Source organism: Burkholderia sp. Ax-1724 (genome assembly GCF_011752995.1).
Taxonomy (GTDB): domain Bacteria; phylum Pseudomonadota; class Gammaproteobacteria; order Burkholderiales; family Burkholderiaceae; genus Paraburkholderia.
Genome location: NZ_VWWL01000039.1, coordinates 1 through 16130, shown reverse-complemented (window position 1 = coordinate 16130; position 16130 = coordinate 1). Strand labels below are relative to the sequence as shown.

Genomic DNA, 16130 nt, shown 5'->3' with positions numbered 1-16130 from the left:
CTTATCCGTAGGCTTCGCCAATCAGATCGCGCACGGCGTCGAGCAGCGCTTCGTCGTGGAAGCTGCCCTTGGCCAGATAATAGTCCGCACCCGCATCGAGACCGGCGCGGCGGTCCTCCTCGCGGTCCTTGTACGACACGATCATGACCGGCAGCGCCTGCAGCTGCGGGTCGCGCTTGATGAGCGTGACGAGTTCGATACCGTCCATGCGTGGCATGTCGATGTCGGTGATGACGAGATCGAAGCGCTCGCTGCGCACCGCGTTCCAGCCGTCCATGCCGTCGACGGCGATCGTCACGTCGTAGCCGCGCGTCGCGAGCAGCTTGCGTTCGAGTTCGCGCACGGTCAGCGAATCGTCGACCACGAGCACGCGCCGTGTCGCGCGCCGCGCGGTTTCGACGCCGCCGTGCTGGGCATGGCTCAGCGTGCCGCCCGTCACGAGCCGCTCGACCGAGCGCAGCCAGTCGTCGACGTCGGCGATCAGCACCGGGTCGCCGTTTTCCATCAACGCGCCGGCCGTGATGTTGCGGATCTTGCCGAGCCGCGCGTCGAGCGGCTGCACGACCAGCATGCGTTCGCCGAGAAAACGGTCGACCACCACGCCGTAGGTCTGCGGCCCGTCGCCGATCACGACCATGCAGACCGTGCCGCTTGCGTTGACAGGCGGCGCGGTCTCGAGAATCTGGTGCGCGGTGACGACGCCGATGCGCTGCCCGCCGAACGCGATGTGCTGATGGCCTTCGAGCAGTTCGATGTCCGCGCGGCTCGCGTGCAGCGTGCGGTTCACGTGCGCGAGCGGCACTGCGTACGGTTCGCCCGCGACTTCGACGAGCAGGCTGCGGATCACCGAGAGCGTGAGCGGCAACTGCATCTGCACGCGCGTGCCGACACCGGGCTCCTGGCTGATGCGCACGGTGCCGCGCACGCGCTTGACGACGTCGTGCACCGCGTCGAGTCCGACGCCGCGGCCCGACACGTCGGTCACCTGGTCGCGCAGCGAGAAGCCGGGCAGGAACAGGAAGTCGAGCAGTTCGGCTTCCGAGAGCCGCGCGGCGGTTTCCTCGCTGGCGAGTTTCTTGCGCGCGATCGACGCGCGCAGGGCATCGAGATCGATGCCGGCGCCGTCGTCGGAGACGGTGATCTGCAACGCGCCGGCGCTGTGGCGCGCTTCCAGCGTGAGCGAGCCTTCCTCGGGCTTGCCGCGCGCGAGCCGCACGGCGGGGGCCTCGATGCCGTGATCGAGCGCGTTGCGCAGCATGTGGCCGAGCGGCGCTTCGAGCAGGTCGAGAATGTCGCGGTCCACCTGGGTCGATCCGCCGATCAGTTGCCAGCGCACTTTCTTGCCGAGCGAACGCGCGACGTCGCGCACCATGCGCGCGAGTCCACCGGTGCCGTCGCCGAACGGGCGCATGCGGCATTGCAGCGCGGCGTCGTAAAGCTGCTGTGACAGATGCGTCGAGCGGCGGTCGAAACTTTCCAGCTCGGCGAGACGTTCGCCGAGCAGTTGCTGCGCTTCGGCGGTCAGGCGCCGCAGTTCTTCGAGCGTGCTCAGCGCGGCCGGATCGAGCGGCAAATCCGCGAGCGTGGCGTGCAGCTGATCGAGCGCGCGGGCGCTGTCGCGCTGCACGCGTTTGGCGCGCAGCATCGATTGCGCGAACGGCTTGAGCCAGCGCGACTCGACCAGCGATTCGCCCGATAGCGACAGCAGGCGGTCGAGGTTGTCGGCGCGCACGCGGAGCATGCGGCCGGATTCGCCCAGCGTGGTGATGCCAGCGGTGCCGGTGGTGCTCCCGGTGCCAACGGTGCCGTTGACCGGGCCAGGCGGGACCGGCGCGCTTGCGGGCGAGGCCGCCGGCGTAGCGATGGCGGCTGCGGTGGAAGCAGCCGACGTGGCCGTTGCTGCGGGCGCGAATGCGGGTGCGGACGCGGCGGCTTCGGCGCGCAGCGCGCTGGCGAGCTGATCGAACGCGTCGTGCGGGTTCGCGGTTGCCGGCGCGCCGGGCTCGCTGCGCAGCGCGGGGCGCTCGAACGCGGCGCCGGGACTGGGCGCCGCTAGAGGCGTTGGCGCGGGCGGCGCCGCGTCGGCAAGCGGTGTACTGCCACCATGCGGTGCCACCCCGGCCATCCGGGCCTGCAAGGCGGCGACGCACGCGCCGACCTCGTCGCGCGCCGCTTCGTCCTCGTCGTTGCCGATGCGCGCGACGATATCGACGCCGCGCAACAGCACGTCGATCCACGCGGCGTCGAGCAGCGCGCGCCCTTCCTGGGCGGCGACGAAGCAGTCTTCCATCGCATGCGCGAGTTCGACGCCGGCCTGCACGCCGACGATGCGCGCCGCGCCCTTCAGCGAATGCGCGGCGCGCATGCAGGCTTCGAGCGCGGCGGCGTCGCCGGGCGTGCGGTCGAGCACGAGCAGGCCGTCGTCGAGCACGCGAGCCTGGTTGCGCGCTTCTTCGCGGAACAGATCGATCAACGACGGGCGGCGCGGGTCGTCCGTCATCCGAGACTCCGGTTCAGTGTGTCGAACAGCGCGTCGGCGTCGAGCAGGCCGACGCTGATGCCGCGCCACGGCGCGACCGCCCGCGTGTGCGTGGCGGCGGTCTCCGACAGGGTGGCGGGCGGCGCGCGGAACGTCGACGGCGCGAAGCGGTGCACGCCGTCGACCTGATCGACCGGCAGCACCGCGTGCTCTTCGTCGCGCGCGATCACGAGCAGGCGCGGCAGATCGAGGCGCGTGCGGTCGTCGCGGGCGGCGGCGGTGTCGGGCTCGAAGCCGAGCAGATGCGCGAGCGACAGGCACACGAGCAACTCGCCCTGCACGTTGACGACCCCGAGCACCGCGCGATGCTGCCGATGCGGCAGCGTATGCACGGTGCGCGTCTGCACGATGCTTTTGAAAATCCGCGTGGGCAGCGCCAGCCATTCGCGGCCGATGCGAAACACGAGCAGCGATTCGCCGGTCTCCCGCGAACGCGATGCGTCATGGCCGTCGGGCAGCGCTTGCGGCGCCGCGTCCTGCTGCGGCAAGGCAGCGAGCGGCGCGGGCTGATCGAGCAGCCGTGCCGCGGCTACCTCGAACACCGGGCAATTGAGGCAGCGCACGTATTCGGCGAGCCGCTCGCACGACGAATCGCCGCGCACGCCGATGCGGTTCCAGCAATCGTCGATGCGGATGTCGCGGAACTCACGCACGGGACGATCCTTGCGCGCGCGCCGCGCGTTGCATCAGCAGGCGCGCGCCGTCGCGATCGCCTTCGAGGTCGAGCAGCGTCGCCAGATGCGCGAGCGCTTCCGGGTGCTGCGGATCGAGATAGATCGCCTTGCGATACTGGGCGCGCGCGACGTTGCTGTCGCCGTTGGCGTCGGCCAGAACGCCGAGCAGGTAGAACGCTTCCGCGTGCGGGGCGTGCTGTTCGAGATACGCGTGGATGGCCGCGGCGGCGTCCGCGAGACGGCCGGCGTCGGCGAGTTCGCGCGCGGCTTGCAGCGTGTCGCGCTCGACGGTCGTGGGGGCCGCCTTGCCTTGGGTAGCGCCTGGGGTGCCGAAGGGGGCCTTGATCTGCGTGCCGAACGGTGTTTCAAGGGGGACGTTGGCGTGCCCATTCATCTGCTGGGCTTGCGCCGGCTGTGGCTGCCATGCCGGTGTCGTGCGCGTCGTGGGCGTGGCCGTGCGTGCCGGCGTCAGCGGCCTCGTCCACGGCGACGCGCCGGCACCGAACACTGCAACCCGCGCCGCGCCGTCGAACGAGGCGCGCGCAACCGGATCGGGCCACGCAAAGGGCTCGGCCGAAAACACCGGCGCGGGAGCGGGCACGCGCGCGGGCGGCGGCGTCATCGCCAGGGCGGCGGCGGTCGCGAGCGGCGCGGCGTGCCAGTGGCTGGCCTGCATGCTCTGGGCCGAGGCGCGATAAAACGCGAACGCGAGCGGAATCTTCGCGGATTGCATGCCGTAGCGCATCAGCAGGCCGGTCTCGGCCGGACCGACGAACAGCGTGCCGTTTTCGGCCAGCACGCTATTGAGCGCCTGCAACGCGATCTGCTGCGTGTCACGGTCGAAATAGATCAGCACGTTGCGGCAGAACACGAAGTCGTAGAGGCCGAGCGCGGGCGTGTCGAGCTGCATCAGGTTCGCGTGCGAGAAGCGCACCGTCTCGACGATGCGCGGCGCGAGACGCCAACCGTCTCCGGCCGGGCTGAAGTGCGCGTCGCGAAACGCGAGCGTGCTGCTGCGAAACGAGTTGCGCCCATAGACCGCTCGCTGCGCCGCGGCCAGCGAGCGCTCGTTGATATCCATCGCGTCGATGCGGAATTGCGCGGCGTCGAGGCCCGCGTCGAGCAGGGTCATCGCGATCGTGTACGGCTCTTCGCCGGTCGAGCAGGGCAGGCTCAGAATCCGCAGCGGCAGCGTGCCGCCGGCCGCGTGAGCGCGCTCCCGCAAGCGTTCCTGCGCGAGCCGCGCGAGCGTGCGGAATGCCTCGGCGTCGCGATAGAACCAGGTTTCCGGCACCGTCAACGCTTCGATCAGCGCCTGCCATAGCTCGGGCGACACCTGCGCCGCGTTCCAGTAATCGGCGAGCGTCGCTTCGGCATGGCCGTCCGCGCGCCACGCGGCGGCCTGCTGATCGACCGCGCGCTCGATGGCCCGATGACCGAGCGAGGTCGCGTCGAGCCCCATCGTCCGATGCAGCAGTTCGGCGAAGCGCCGGTAAAGCGGCGCGTTGTTGTGATGCGCGTTCATGCGTGCGCCTCGGGAAAGAGCAGCGCCTTCACGTCGTCGGTCAGCAGTGCCTCGACGCGAATCCACTGCACGAGCCCGCCCGCTTCGCTCGCGACCGGACCGAGATAGCGCGCGTGCGGCGTGTCGATGCCGGTCGCGCGAAATGCTTCGGGTTCCAGACGAATCGTGCGGGTCGCGCCTTCGAGCAGCAACGCCAGCAGGCGCTGGCCGCCCGCATGCGGATAGTGCACCAGCACGACGCGCGTCGACATCAGTGGCTCGGCGCGGCGGCCGAGCGCGAGCGCCGGCAGATCGATGACCGGCAGCGGCGCACCGTCGTGTTCGAGCACGCCCGCGACCCACGCCGGCGCGCCGGGGATCGTCTTCGGCGGCGCGCGCGGATCGAGCGGCATCATGCGCTCGACCTGCGTCGCGTCGATCACGTAGCGTTCGCTGTCGAGCGTGAAGAGGATGAAGAGCATCGGCGTGGACGGGAAGCGTGAGCGGGGCGGGCGCGGGTCAGGGCGGATCGCCTGGGCGATCTCAGGCCACGACCTTGAAGCGCGACACGCCGGTGCGCAGGCTGTTGGCAACGTGCGTCAGATCGTCGATCGCCTGGGTCGACTGACGCAGCGATTCCGCGGTCTGCTGCGCGGCCTCGGACAGCTGCGTCAGCGCCTGGGTGATCTGCTCGGCGCCGGTCGCCTGGGTCTGCATGCCCTCGTTGACCATCGAGAAACGCGGCGCGAGCTGCTGCACCTGCTCGATGATCTGCGTCAGATGACCGCCGACGTTCTGCACGTCGAGCATGCCGCGGCGCACTTCCTCGGAGAACTTGTCCATGCCCATCACGCCGGCGGCCACCGCCGACTGGATCTCCTTGACCATCTGTTCGATGTCGTAGGTCGCGACGGCGGTCTGATCGGCGAGGCGGCGGATTTCGGTCGCCACGACCGCGAAGCCGCGGCCGTATTCGCCGGCTTTTTCGGCTTCGATCGCCGCGTTCAGCGAGAGCAGGTTGGTCTGGTCCGCGACCTTCGTGATCGTCGCGACGACCTGGTTGATGTTGCTGGCCTTCTCGTTGAGGATCGCGAGCTTGGCGTTGACCGAGCCGGCCGCTTCCATCACATGGCGCATGGTTTCTTCCATGCGCGTGAGGCCGCTGTGGCCGGTGCCTGCGAGCGCGGCCGACTGGCTTGCCACCTCGGAGACTTCGTTCATCGTGCGCAGCAGATCGCGCGAGGTCGCGAAAATCTCGCGCGAGGTCGCGCCGATTTCCGTGGACGTGGCCGCGGTCTCGTTCGCGGTGGCCTGCTGTTCGCGCGAGGTCGCGGCGATTTCCGTGACCGAGGTCGTGACCTGCACCGCCGACTTCTGCGCCTGGCCGACCAGCGCGGTGAGTTCGTCGGTCATGCGGTTGAAGCCCGCTTCGAGCGCGCCGATTTCGTCCTGGCGATGCAGTTGCAGGCGTTGCGTCAGATCGCCGGTGCGGATCACGTCGACGACTCGCAGCACCTTCGCCATCGGCACCGTGACCGCGCGCAGCAGCCAGTAGCCGGCCAGCACCGCGACGATCAAGGCGAGCGCCAGCATCACGAGCAGCACGATGCGCGTCGTCTCGACCGACGTGCGGATGCTCGCGGTGGACTGGTCCGCGTAGCTCCTGTTGTCGTCGACGAGCTTGCGCGCCGTCAGCCGGCCGCTTTCCCAGACCGGCGTGAGCTGCGCGTTGAAGATGCGCGCGGCGTTGTCTTTCGAGGCGGCGAGGCTATTGAGCAGCGCCGTTTGCGCCGCCGTGTACTGCGTGTGGTATTGCCGGAATTCGTTGAAGAGGTCCCGGTCGTCGCTGCGGAAAACCGTCGCGCCGTAGTCGTTGAGCTGTTTCTGCAGCGACTGCTGCGAGTCCTGCAGGCTCGCGAGGTCGCGCTTCGTGGAATCGGCGTCCGCGTCGACGAAGATCAGGCGCTGCGTGATCGAATAGTTTTCGAACCAGGTCGCCCGTATCGCGGTCGCGTAGTAGAGGCCCGGCATCGAGTCCTGCTGCTGGCTTTTCGCGTCGCGGTCTATGCCGCCGAGCTGCCCGAAAGTGACGATTGCCATGGCGAGCATCACGATCAGAACGATTCCGAAGCTGCAAAGAATCCGTTGCCGGATGGTCCATTGTTTCACGCGCAGGCCCCCCTACCTTTGTTTCTGTTCGATTCCGCGTATCGACCCGTTGCGGGTCGGATCGACGGACCGGACAGTTTTACTGTCTATCGGATTTGTCCGACGGTTCATGCGGCGAATTCTACATTGATCGGAGGCGTGTTTTGGGCGGATTAGAGGGGGAAACACGGCACAAAACGCGGGATTGCAGTACGGTGCCCGCCCGTGCACCGGCAGGTGCCGGATCGAACGGCTGTTACAGGGTTAATGTTCCGTTACCACTTGCAGCATCTATTTCCGCGCATCCGCACGACAATCCATTCCATGCCTGAACGGGCGGGAGGCTCACATGAAAAAGATCGCAGTAGCGTTGGTGATGGCGGGCAGTTTGAGCGTGGCGGGGCAAGCCTCCGCGCACGGACATGGCGGCGATGTGGTGGGGGCGCTGATCGGCGGCGCGGTGCTCGGTGCGGCGTTGAATCCGGCGCCGGTGGTCGCGTATCCGCAGCCGGTCTATGCGCAGCAGCCGGTGTATCAGCCGGCGCCGGCCTATGCCGGCCCGCCGCCGGGATATTGCTACGACCAGTACCAGCGCGCGTATGTCGCGTGCGGTGCGCCGCCGCCCGGACAGTACGGATATGCGCAGCCGCAGCCGGGGTGGTGATCGCGTGAAGGTGTGCGCTCACATCGTGCGCGTGCTCTACGCAGACAGAAAGGCCGTCGCCCGATGCGACGGCCTTTTTTGTAATCGATGCATACACCGCTCAGTCTCAGTGTTTGTGGTGCAGCCACTCCGCGTAATGCGTATCGAGCCAGCGCTCGATTCTGGGCGGCTTTGACGGGTCGCGGTGATGACGGGACGCCATCCAGATGGCAAAGCCGACCAGCAGCATGACGGTGGGCCCCATCAGATAGGCGAGCAGCGATTCAGACATCGGAACCTCCGTATCGGCTTGCATCCAACTCTCAGTGTAGGCGATGGAAGCGGGGAAAGAACGACGATCTGAAGCGGTTGCGCGACGCTGGCGGGGTGTTTCGAAGGCCGATATGAAACCGGATTTCACCGGTTCTTTTTCTTTGTTTTCAGCTAATTGATAGGGGTTGATGGACGCCTGTGTACCATCGGTTGCGGCGCATCGAGGGAAACTCCCTACGCCGCCCAACCCTTGGCAATGCCGTCATCAGGCCATCCCGCTGCGCGCCTGCCGCGCGGCTTCGATCTGGATATCGACGAAGTCCGCCCAGCTCTGGAGTCGCTGACGTTGCCGCTCGGCTTCGTTGTGCGCTTCGCCGTGCGCCTGGTCGTGTGTGCGGTTGTCCGTTGCAGTGGGTGCGGGGTCCCGCATGGCGTCGCCGTGCGCGTCCGGTTGCGGCGAGATTTCGCGCAGATGCATCGTCGCGGTGCGGCGAAAATCATGCAGCACGAAATGCTCCATTTCGATCCCCAAGGCCTTGACCGCCTGATTTAACGTGCTTTTCGCGATCGGTCGATCGTCGCCCCGGACGCTCGGGAAGACGAAATTCTGGCTCGCCCGTGCGCGCTGCAACTCGCGCAGCATCGCGACGGCCTGGCGCGGCAGATACACGACGCGATCCGCATGCGCATTCAGACGCGTGGCCGGAATCGTCCAGCGCGCGTGGTCGAGATCGAATTCGGCCCACATTGATTCCACGAGGTCCGATTTGCGCACCATCGTCAGCACGAGCAGATGCAGCGCGAGCTTCAGCGGACGGCGGATGTTCGACGTGTCGACGGCCTGCAGCGTCGCGCCGATCTCGGCGCCGGACAGCACGCGCGTACGGGTGTCGAGCGTGGCGAGCGCGCGCGCCGGCACGACTTCGGCGGGATTGCCGGACGCGAGTTGCCGCGCGATCAGGTACGCGTACAGGCGCTTGACCACGTTGCGCGTATGCAGCGCCATCTTCGGCGAGCCACGGCTCTTGATGCGCTCGCAGATCGCGAGGATGTCGTCGGCGCTCACGGCACCGATCGGCTTGTTGCCGATCGCGGGCAGCACGTCCTTTTCGAGCGCGCGCCGCGTCGTGCGGCGATATTCGTCCGACTTGCCGGCCATCGCGGTGGCGAGATACAGCTCGGCGGCTTCGCGCAGCACGTCAGCCTTGCTTTCGGCGCCGCGGTCGCGCCGCGCGGTCGCGACCGGCGAGATGCCCTGCGCGACCATTTCCGCGTACTTCTGCGCCTTGGCGCGCGCGACGCGCAGCGAAATCATCCGGTAGTCGCCGATCGTGGCGAGCGGCTGGCGTTTGCCGTTCAGCGTGTAGCGGAAACGCCAGATCTTGCTGCCGGTCGTCATGACTTCGATGACGAGACCGTTGCCGTCGGCGACGCAGTAGCGGGTCGCGCGCGGTTCGAGCGCGCGGATCTGGGATTCGGTGAGGGGCGTGGCGAGGCGAGGCATGCGCGTCGGGACGTTGATGCGGTTGATGCACGAGGTGCGGTGATTCTAAACCGTATGCTGGTTGTGTACCAAAGATTTATCCGATTATGGGTAGGCAAGCTGGATTTTCTGCCTACGACGAGGGCGAGAAAATGACGCCAAACCCCTTATTGGAGAATGAATATAACGGAATTTCCCCATCGCTTTTACTTGCCGATACAGAATCTGCTGAAAATCACTCCAAGTAGATCGTCCGAACTGAATTCACCAGTAATCGAATTCAACTGATCCTGTGCCAGCCGCAGTTCCTCGGCGAACAGATCGAGCGCCTGCGCGTTCTGTTCGGCATGCGCGGCAGCCGTCGCCAGATGCTCTTCGGCCGCGCGCAGCGCAATCAGATGCCGCTCGCGCGCGAGGTACACGCTTTCCGCGCCAGCCTGCCAGCCGGCGATCCGCAGCAACTCGTCGCGCAGCAACGCGACGCCGTCGCCCTGTTTCGCCGACAGCCGCACCTCGCTCAGTTCGAGATCGGCGTCGAGCGCCTGCGTCGCGGGCGCGAGGCCCGTCAGGTCGGTCTTGTTCAGCACGCGCACGACCGGCACGCCGCTCGGGAAGCGCCCCGCGATCGTTTCGTCCTCGGCCGTCATGCCGGTGCGTGCGTCGAGCAGATGCAGCACCACGTCCGCGCGCTCGATTTCGCCCCACGTGCGCGCGATGCCGATCTTTTCCACTTCGTCCTCGGTCTCGCGCAGGCCGGCCGTGTCGATCACATGCAGCGGAATGCCTTCGATCTGGATCGTCTGCGCGACCTTGTCGCGCGTCGTGCCGGCGATCGGCGTGACGATCGCGAGTTCCGCGCCGGCCAGCGCGTTCAGCAGCGACGACTTGCCGACATTCGGCTGTCCCGCGAGCACGACCGACAGCCCCTCGCGCAGCAACGCGCCCTGGCGCGCTTCGCTCAGCACGTGCGCGAGGCGCTCGCGAATGCGGGCGAGCTTGCCGCGCGCGTCGGCGGCTTCGAGGAAGTCGATTTCTTCCTCGGGGAAGTCCAGCGTCGCTTCGACCAGCATGCGCAGCGTAATCACGTCTTCGACGAGCGCGTGAATGTCGCGCGAAAACGCGCCGTCGAGCGAACGGCCCGCCGAGCGGGCAGCGGCCTCGGTACTGGCCTCGATCAGATCCGCGACGGCCTCGGCCTGCGCGAGATCGAGCTTGTCGTTCAGAAAGGCGCGGCGCGTGAATTCGCCCGGTTCGGCGAGTCGCAGGCCGACCGCGCGGCCGGCGTCGATGCAGCGTTGCAGCACCAGTTGCAGCACGACCGGGCCACCGTGGCCTTGCAGTTCGAGCACGTGCTCGCCGGTGTAGGAGTGTGGCGCCGGGAAGTAGAGGGCAATGCCGCGGTCGAGCGGATTGCCGCTGGCGTCGAGAAACGGCACGTAGCTCGCGTGGCGCGGCGCAAGCGTTTGACCGGTGAGTGCCTGCATCAGCGGCAGGGCGGCCGCTTCGCCCGCGCGGCCGAACGAAATCCGCACGACGCCGATGCCCCCCCGGCCGGGCGCGGTAGCAATGGCGACGATGGGATCGGAGTCGGTCGTGAGCATGGGAGAGCGGGCAGAAAACAGGAGAGGAGAGCGGATCGGTACGAATCGCGGCGGGCCAATGTCGGCAGATGTGGGCCGATGCGGCGCGAGGCATTGTAACGCGGGCGCATCGGGCGGCCGTGCGGCGTCGCGGACGGCGCCATCGCTCCCCGTTCGATCCCTCAAATTAGGATTTATCTTGGATAAGCTACGATTTCTATCATGCTGCTTGAGAATAATCTTAAAAATATAAGATGACCATCGCTCGCAAAGGCAGGCAGGATAATAAAAAGATAGAAAAATGCGATTTCGTGGAGCGCTTTGTCCAGCGCGCCCTACAAGCTAAATCTATCTCAAATAGGCAAAACATAAGCTTATCTGGTTGTCAACTGGTTTGGTGCCGAATTGCACAATCTGGCCCATGCCAACCGACAAAGAAAAAGCCGCTTTCGCCAAAAGGCTGAGAGATCTGCTCGAGCCGCTGAAAATCCGCGGCGGGACCAAGCTCGCCGAGCAGTTCAATCTACGCTATCACGGCGAGCGTCCCGTTACGCCGCAGACCGCGCACAAATGGCTCACGGGTACGACGATTCCAAAGCCGGACAAGCTACGCACGCTTGCCGAATGGTTGAGCGTCAACGAGCATTGGCTTCACTACGGCCCGCCGCCCGGTACGAACGCGAGACCGATGGCACGCGGCGAGAAATATCCGGCAACACCCGAGACGATCGAACTCGCTTCGAAGATCGCATCGCTCACGCCGAAAGACCGGAATCTGGTCGAGGAAATGATCGTGCGCTTCTACGGTGAGGACGTCGAGGACGAGTAAGTGCGCGGTTCGTCGCCAGCGCTTTTTCAAGCGCCCGCGAGATTATGAGAAAAGCCGCCTGGTATGCACCAGGCGGCTTTTTTTGTTTCTGCGCGGTGGCGGGGCTGAGATCGCTGCCCGCGGCGGACAGGTGTTGGGCCGGTTTTGTCCTCGATTTGCCCGTTTCCGCGCGATGTAATACGGCTGCATGATCGGCGCAATCGGCGTGGGCATCGTGATTCGGGTCCGGAGCGGATGGGGTGGCGTTGGATTCGGCCTGCTATGCGAGATCGCGAATTCAGATTTATCTTAAACAAGCTACAACTTCTACTGCACCATTTGAGAACAATCTTAAAAACATGAGACGGGTATCGCCCGCAAAGTCCCGCTGGATAATAAAAAGATAGAGAAAATGCAATCTCTTCGAACGCTTTGCCCGTGTGCCTTACAAGCTAAAATTATCTCAAATAAGAAAAGCATGAGCCTGACTGGTTGTCAACAGGTTTGGCGCCGGATTGCACAATCTGGCCCATGCCGACCAACAAACAAAAAACCGCTTTCGCCAAGAGACTGAAAGACCTGCTCGAGCCTCTGAAAATCCGTGGCGGGAGTGACCTCTCCAGGCAGTTCAATCTACGCTATCACGGCGAGCGCCCCGTTTCGACGCAGACCGCGCACAAATGGATCTCGGGCACGACGATTCCGAAGCCGGACAAGTTGCGCACGCTCGCCGAATGGTTGAACGTCAGCGAGCATTGGCTCCATTACGGTCCGCCGCCCGGCGCGAGTGCGAGACCGATGTCACGCGGAGAAAAGTACCCGCCCACGCCCGAGACGATCGAACTCGCGTCGAAGATCGCCTCGCTCATGCCGCAAGACCGGCATCTGGTCGAGGAAATGATCGTGCGCTTTTATGGCGAGGACATCGAGGAAGAATAAGCGCGTGGCCAGTCGCCAGCCGCTTTTCAGCTGTCCGCGAGACCATGAAAAAAAGCCGCCCGGTTTGCACCGGGCGGCTTTTTCGTTTCTGCGCAACGGCGGGGGCGGAGAGTGCCGCCCGCCCGTCGCGAGCAGGCGTCAGGCCGGCTTCGCCTTCGACTTGCCCATCATGCGCGTGATGTAGTACTGCTGCGCGATCGACAGCACGTTGTTCACGACGTAGTACAGCACGAGACCCGCCGGGAAGAAGAAGAACATGACCGAGAACGCGATCGGCATGAACATCATCATCTTGGCCTGGACCGGGTCCGGCGGCGTCGGGTTCAGGCGGGTCTGCAGGAACATCGAGACGGCCATCAGGATCGGCAGGATGAAGTACGGGTCCTGTTGCGAGAGGTCGCGAATCCAGAGAATCCACGGCGCGCCGCGCATTTCCACCGACGACAGCAGCACCCAGTACAGCGAGATGAACACCGGAATCTGGATCACGACCGGCAGACAGCCGCCGAACGGATTGACCTTCTCGGTCTTGTACAGCTCCATCAGCGCGGCGTTCATCTTCTGCGGATCGCCCTTGAAGCGCTCGCGCAGCGCCTGCATGCGCGGCGTGATCGTCTTCATGCGCGCCATCGACTTGTAGCTCGCGGCCGACAGCGGGAAGAACACCGCCTTGATCAGCAGCGTGAGCAGCACGATCGACCAGCCCCAGTTGCCGACATAGCTATGGATCTTCGAGAGCAGCCAGAACAGCGGCTTCGCGATGATCGTGACCCAGCCGTAGTCCTTGACCAGATCGAGGCCCGGCGCGATGCCGGCGAGCATCTTCTCTTCTTCCGGACCGGCGAACAGGCGTGCCGACACGCTGACCGTTTGGCCCGGCGCAATGGTCGGCAGCGGCTGCTTCACGCCGACGCGATAGAGCGACGGATCGATTTTCTCCGCGTAGAACTCGCGCTTCGCGCCCTGCTGCGGAATCCACGCCGACGCGAAGTAGTGCTGGACCATCGCGACCCAGCCGTTGTCGGCCGAATGCGCGTAATCCTGCTTGTTCTTGTCGAGATCGCTGAACGTCATCTTCTGGAAGTGATGTTCGTCGGTGTAGACAGCCGGTCCGATGAACGTGTGCGAGAAGCGCGGCGTATCGACCGGCTGGTCGTCGCGCACGAGTTCCATGTAGACCTGCGGCGTCACGGCCGTGGTGCCGACGTTCTGGATCTTCGTCTCGACGCCGATCACATAGCTGCCGCGCGTGAACGTGTAGGTCTTGATGACCTTCAGGCCGCCCTTTTCCGGCGATTCGAAGCTCATCTGGAACGAATTCTGACCGTCGGCCAACTGGGTCGGCTGATTCGGCATCAGCGTGAAGACGTCGTTGTGATTCGGGAAGTCGCCGCCGAGCAGGCCGGTGCGTGCCAGATACGTGTGGTTGTTCGTTTTGTCGAACAGCGTGATGACGAGGTCCGGCTGCTTGCCGTCGCCCTGCTTCACGAGCGCAAGCCGCGACAGCGTGCCGCCGCGCGTGTCGATTTCGCCGCTGTAGACGTCGGTGCTGAACTTGACGAGTTGCGATTGCGTGGCCGCCGGCGCGTTGCCGGGCGCGGCTGCGTTAGTGGCCGGCAGGTCGGCCGGACTGGTTCCCGGCGTCGTGGTCCCCGGAGCTGCGCCATCGGCGGTTTTCGTCGCCGTCGGGCTCGGGAAGAACATCGACGGGCGTCCGTGGTCGCGTTGCCAGTTGTCGAACAGCATGACCGCTGACATGAAAAAGATGACCCATAGGACGGTGCGTTTGATATCCATGCGTTGTCTCAGTGTCGATGGAACGGCGCGTCAGCGCTTTTCAGAAGTGGGTGGCGGGACGAGATCGATGCCACCCGCGGAAAACGGGTGACAGCGGCAAACACGCCTCACGGCGAGATAAGTCCCGCGCGCGGCGCCATGATACTGGATTGCCTCGCGCGCGTAATCAGAACAGGAAGGGTAAAAACGGCACCGGTTGCCGAGCATGGGGCTCACGGCAAGCTTGTAAAAACGCAATAAAGCGAAGAGTACCGTTTGCATGGCAGATGCGGCCGGACGGCGCCGCGCAACGTGGATACCGGGCGACGCCCGCGCCGCGGAGCAGCCGGCGCAACGCCGGTTGCAGTGGCCGAGGGCGGGCGGTCGCCGCGTCATTCCGTCTTCGGCGCCTCCGCGGGCGGCGCCTGGCGACGGGTAATTTCGCGCGCGGCCTTGTCGAGCAACGCTTCGATTTCGCTGCGGCACAGCGCCTTCAACGGCGGCGACGACGCGCTCGGCAAAGCCTTTTTGTCGAAACGCGTATGCAGGCGCAGCAGCACATCCCAACCGCCGAATTCCGCGCGGCGCAACCGGAAGGCCTCGCGTGCGATCCGGCGCACCAGATTGCGCGTGGCCGCGCGCGGCGCATACTTCTTGCCGATCACGAGGCCAAGACGCGCCTCGTTGCCGGTGGGCCGGCCGTACACGACGAAGTGCGCGGTACGGCGCCACGGCCGCAAACGAAAAACGGATGAAAATTCATCCGTTTTTAGCAGCCTTGCGGCTTTGGGGAAGGCGGCTTGCGCTCGCAACGGAACCGAGCCCGGTTGCTGCGCCCCGGCCGCTCCCGCTTCGCCGCGGGCTTCGGTCACAGCGCGCAATCCGCTCGCCTTAGATGGCGAGACGCTTGCGGCCCTTCGCGCGACGTGCGTTGATGACCTTGCGGCCACCTGCGGTCTTCATGCGAACGCGAAAGCCGTGGGTGCGCTTGCGACGGGTAACGGAAGGTTGGTAAGTACGTTTCATGTTGCTCTCACTTGATCGAAAAAAACCGCGCGATCATCGCTGAAAGCGCAATGGCCGGTGGTTTGCTGAAATTGGTTTTCGCGGAACCCGCTATTTAAACCGGTTTTCCGTTGACAGTCAATAGTTTAGCCCGGTCCGGCAGCGCTTCCTGCTCATCCGGCCAGTTGATCCGTCCCTGTGGATAACTCCCTTTCGGCTCCGTTTTGGCGTTAGAATCTCGCCTTACTTCCCAAAAATGCTGCACGCCGCCCCGGCTCGCTTGCTCCGCAAACCCTTGTGGCACAAGCGCCTGGGGCTGTTACGCCTGGCTGCACAGGGCTTTGTTGCGCGCGCGCGACAGGGGCAGCGGCGACCGCCGTGCACACCATAACGACAGCAACTCGATGAACGAATTCTGGCAACACTGTTCCGCATTGCTGGAGCGTGAGCTTACGCCCCAGCAGTACGTGACGTGGATCAAACCCTTGGCCCCGGTCGCCTTCGACGCCGATGCGAACACGCTCTCCATCGCCGCGCCGAACCGCTTCAAGCTCGACTGGGTCAAGAGCCAGTTCTCCGGCCGCATCGCGGATATGGCCCGCGATTTCTGGCATGCGCCGATCGACGTGCAATTCGTGCTGGACCCGAAAGCCGGCATGCGCGGCCCGGTGGTTGCGGCGTCGGCGTCGGCGTCGGCGCCGGCGCCTGCTCGCGCGGCCGCGCCGCTGGGCGGCAATGTGGGCGGCGTCGCCGCGGTG

Annotated in this window: 16 protein-coding genes; 4 read left to right on the top strand and 12 right to left on the bottom strand. The window is 65.5% G+C overall.

Annotated elements, in window-relative coordinates; all coding sequences use genetic code 11:
- Position 1 precedes the first annotated feature (1 nt).
- The 5 genes from F3J19_RS30885 to F3J19_RS30865 form a co-directional block, all read right to left on the bottom strand.
- Positions 2 to 2500, bottom strand: coding sequence for a hybrid sensor histidine kinase/response regulator (locus tag F3J19_RS30885; RefSeq protein ID WP_167050053.1), 2499 nt, complete (start codon positions 2498 to 2500; stop codon positions 2 to 4).
- A complete protein-coding gene (locus tag F3J19_RS30880) occupies positions 2497 to 3192 on the bottom strand; it encodes a chemotaxis protein CheW (RefSeq protein ID WP_167050051.1) in 696 nt (231 codons plus the stop codon). Before F3J19_RS30880 ends, F3J19_RS30885 begins: the two co-directional genes overlap by 4 nt.
- Positions 3185 to 4738 (bottom strand): CheR family methyltransferase, encoded by a 1554-nt coding sequence (locus F3J19_RS30875; protein WP_167050049.1) that lies wholly within the window; start codon positions 4736 to 4738, stop codon positions 3185 to 3187. The genes F3J19_RS30880 and F3J19_RS30875 overlap by 8 nt, the downstream gene beginning before the upstream one ends.
- Positions 4735 to 5199, bottom strand: coding sequence for a chemotaxis protein CheW (locus F3J19_RS30870; protein ID WP_167050047.1), 465 nt, complete (start codon positions 5197 to 5199; stop codon positions 4735 to 4737). Before F3J19_RS30870 ends, F3J19_RS30875 begins: the two co-directional genes overlap by 4 nt.
- 61 nt (positions 5200 to 5260) lie before the next feature.
- Positions 5261 to 6886, bottom strand: a complete 1626-nt coding sequence (locus tag F3J19_RS30865) for a methyl-accepting chemotaxis protein (protein WP_167050045.1) — start codon at positions 6884 to 6886, stop codon at positions 5261 to 5263.
- A 328-nt stretch (positions 6887 to 7214) separates the two neighbouring features.
- Here F3J19_RS30865 and F3J19_RS30860 point away from each other — a divergent pair, with 328 nt between their 5' ends.
- Positions 7215 to 7529 (top strand): ecotin precursor, encoded by a 315-nt coding sequence (locus F3J19_RS30860; protein WP_167050043.1) that lies wholly within the window; start codon positions 7215 to 7217, stop codon positions 7527 to 7529.
- Positions 7530 to 7635: 106 nt separating this feature from the next.
- Here F3J19_RS30860 and F3J19_RS30855 read toward each other — a convergent pair whose 3' ends face one another.
- The 3 genes from F3J19_RS30855 to mnmE all read right to left on the bottom strand — a co-directional run bounded on the left by F3J19_RS30855 (position 7636) and on the right by mnmE (position 10865).
- On the bottom strand, positions 7636 to 7800 hold the full coding sequence (locus F3J19_RS30855; RefSeq protein ID WP_167050041.1) for a hypothetical protein: 165 nt from the start codon (positions 7798 to 7800) through the stop codon (positions 7636 to 7638).
- Between the two features lie 246 nt (positions 7801 to 8046).
- Entirely contained in the window at positions 8047 to 9285 is a 1239-nt protein-coding gene (locus F3J19_RS30850; RefSeq protein ID WP_167050039.1) for an integrase arm-type DNA-binding domain-containing protein, read from the bottom strand.
- A 185-nt stretch (positions 9286 to 9470) separates the two neighbouring features.
- Complete coding sequence (gene mnmE / locus F3J19_RS30845; RefSeq protein WP_167050037.1) at positions 9471 to 10865, bottom strand: tRNA uridine-5-carboxymethylaminomethyl(34) synthesis GTPase MnmE; 1395 nt, start codon at positions 10863 to 10865, stop codon at positions 9471 to 9473.
- 400 nt (positions 10866 to 11265) lie between these two features.
- On the opposite strand from mnmE, the gene F3J19_RS30840 reads away from it, so the two are divergent.
- Positions 11266 to 11673: an XRE family transcriptional regulator gene (locus F3J19_RS30840; RefSeq protein WP_167050035.1), complete on the top strand. Its 408-nt coding sequence runs from the start codon at positions 11266 to 11268 to the stop codon at positions 11671 to 11673.
- Between the two features lie 510 nt (positions 11674 to 12183).
- Positions 12184 to 12591, top strand: coding sequence for an XRE family transcriptional regulator (locus tag F3J19_RS30835; RefSeq protein ID WP_167050033.1), 408 nt, complete (start codon positions 12184 to 12186; stop codon positions 12589 to 12591).
- A gap of 138 nt (positions 12592 to 12729) precedes the next feature.
- Here F3J19_RS30835 and yidC read toward each other — a convergent pair whose 3' ends face one another.
- The 4 genes from yidC to rpmH all read right to left on the bottom strand — a co-directional run bounded on the left by yidC (position 12730) and on the right by rpmH (position 15393).
- The gene (yidC, locus tag F3J19_RS30830) at positions 12730 to 14388 is read right to left on the bottom strand and encodes a membrane protein insertase YidC (protein ID WP_167050031.1); all 1659 of its coding nucleotides are present in this window, start codon (positions 14386 to 14388) and stop codon (positions 12730 to 12732) included.
- Between the two features lie 30 nt (positions 14389 to 14418).
- A complete protein-coding gene (gene yidD / locus F3J19_RS30825) occupies positions 14419 to 14649 on the bottom strand; it encodes a membrane protein insertion efficiency factor YidD (protein WP_167050029.1) in 231 nt (76 codons plus the stop codon).
- A 110-nt stretch (positions 14650 to 14759) separates the two neighbouring features.
- Positions 14760 to 15248: a ribonuclease P protein component gene (locus F3J19_RS30820; RefSeq protein ID WP_205193403.1), complete on the bottom strand. Its 489-nt coding sequence runs from the start codon at positions 15246 to 15248 to the stop codon at positions 14760 to 14762.
- 10 nt (positions 15249 to 15258) lie between these two features.
- The gene (rpmH, locus tag F3J19_RS30815; protein WP_004198824.1) at positions 15259 to 15393 is read right to left on the bottom strand and encodes a 50S ribosomal protein L34; all 135 of its coding nucleotides are present in this window, start codon (positions 15391 to 15393) and stop codon (positions 15259 to 15261) included.
- 383 nt (positions 15394 to 15776) lie between these two features.
- Here rpmH and F3J19_RS30810 point away from each other — a divergent pair.
- Positions 15777 to 16130 (top strand): DnaA N-terminal domain-containing protein (locus F3J19_RS30810; RefSeq protein WP_275692087.1); only part of this gene is annotated, 354 nt, incomplete at its 3' end.

Bases quoted from the DNA above. Each gene is read 5' to 3' on its own strand.
- F3J19_RS30885 (WP_167050053.1), bottom strand. From the start codon at position 2,500: ATGACGGACGACCCGCGCCGCCCGTCGTTGATCGATCTGTTCCGCGAA.
- F3J19_RS30875 (WP_167050049.1), bottom strand. From the start codon at position 4,738: ATGAACGCGCATCACAACAACGCGCCGCTTTACCGGCGCTTCGCCGAA.
- F3J19_RS30870 (WP_167050047.1), bottom strand. From the start codon at position 5,199: ATGCTCTTCATCCTCTTCACGCTCGACAGCGAACGCTACGTGATCGAC.
- F3J19_RS30860 (WP_167050043.1), top strand. From the start codon at position 7,215: ATGAAAAAGATCGCAGTAGCGTTGGTGATGGCGGGCAGTTTGAGCGTG.
- F3J19_RS30855 (WP_167050041.1), bottom strand. From the start codon at position 7,800: ATGTCTGAATCGCTGCTCGCCTATCTGATGGGGCCCACCGTCATGCTG.
- F3J19_RS30850 (WP_167050039.1), bottom strand. From the start codon at position 9,285: ATGCCTCGCCTCGCCACGCCCCTCACCGAATCCCAGATCCGCGCGCTC.
- mnmE (WP_167050037.1), bottom strand. From the start codon at position 10,865: ATGCTCACGACCGACTCCGATCCCATCGTCGCCATTGCTACCGCGCCC.
- F3J19_RS30840 (WP_167050035.1), top strand. From the start codon at position 11,266: ATGCCAACCGACAAAGAAAAAGCCGCTTTCGCCAAAAGGCTGAGAGAT.
- F3J19_RS30835 (WP_167050033.1), top strand. From the start codon at position 12,184: ATGCCGACCAACAAACAAAAAACCGCTTTCGCCAAGAGACTGAAAGAC.
- yidC (WP_167050031.1), bottom strand. From the start codon at position 14,388: ATGGATATCAAACGCACCGTCCTATGGGTCATCTTTTTCATGTCAGCG.
- yidD (WP_167050029.1), bottom strand. From the start codon at position 14,649: ATGCAAACGGTACTCTTCGCTTTATTGCGTTTTTACAAGCTTGCCGTG.
- rpmH (WP_004198824.1), bottom strand. From the start codon at position 15,393: ATGAAACGTACTTACCAACCTTCCGTTACCCGTCGCAAGCGCACCCAC.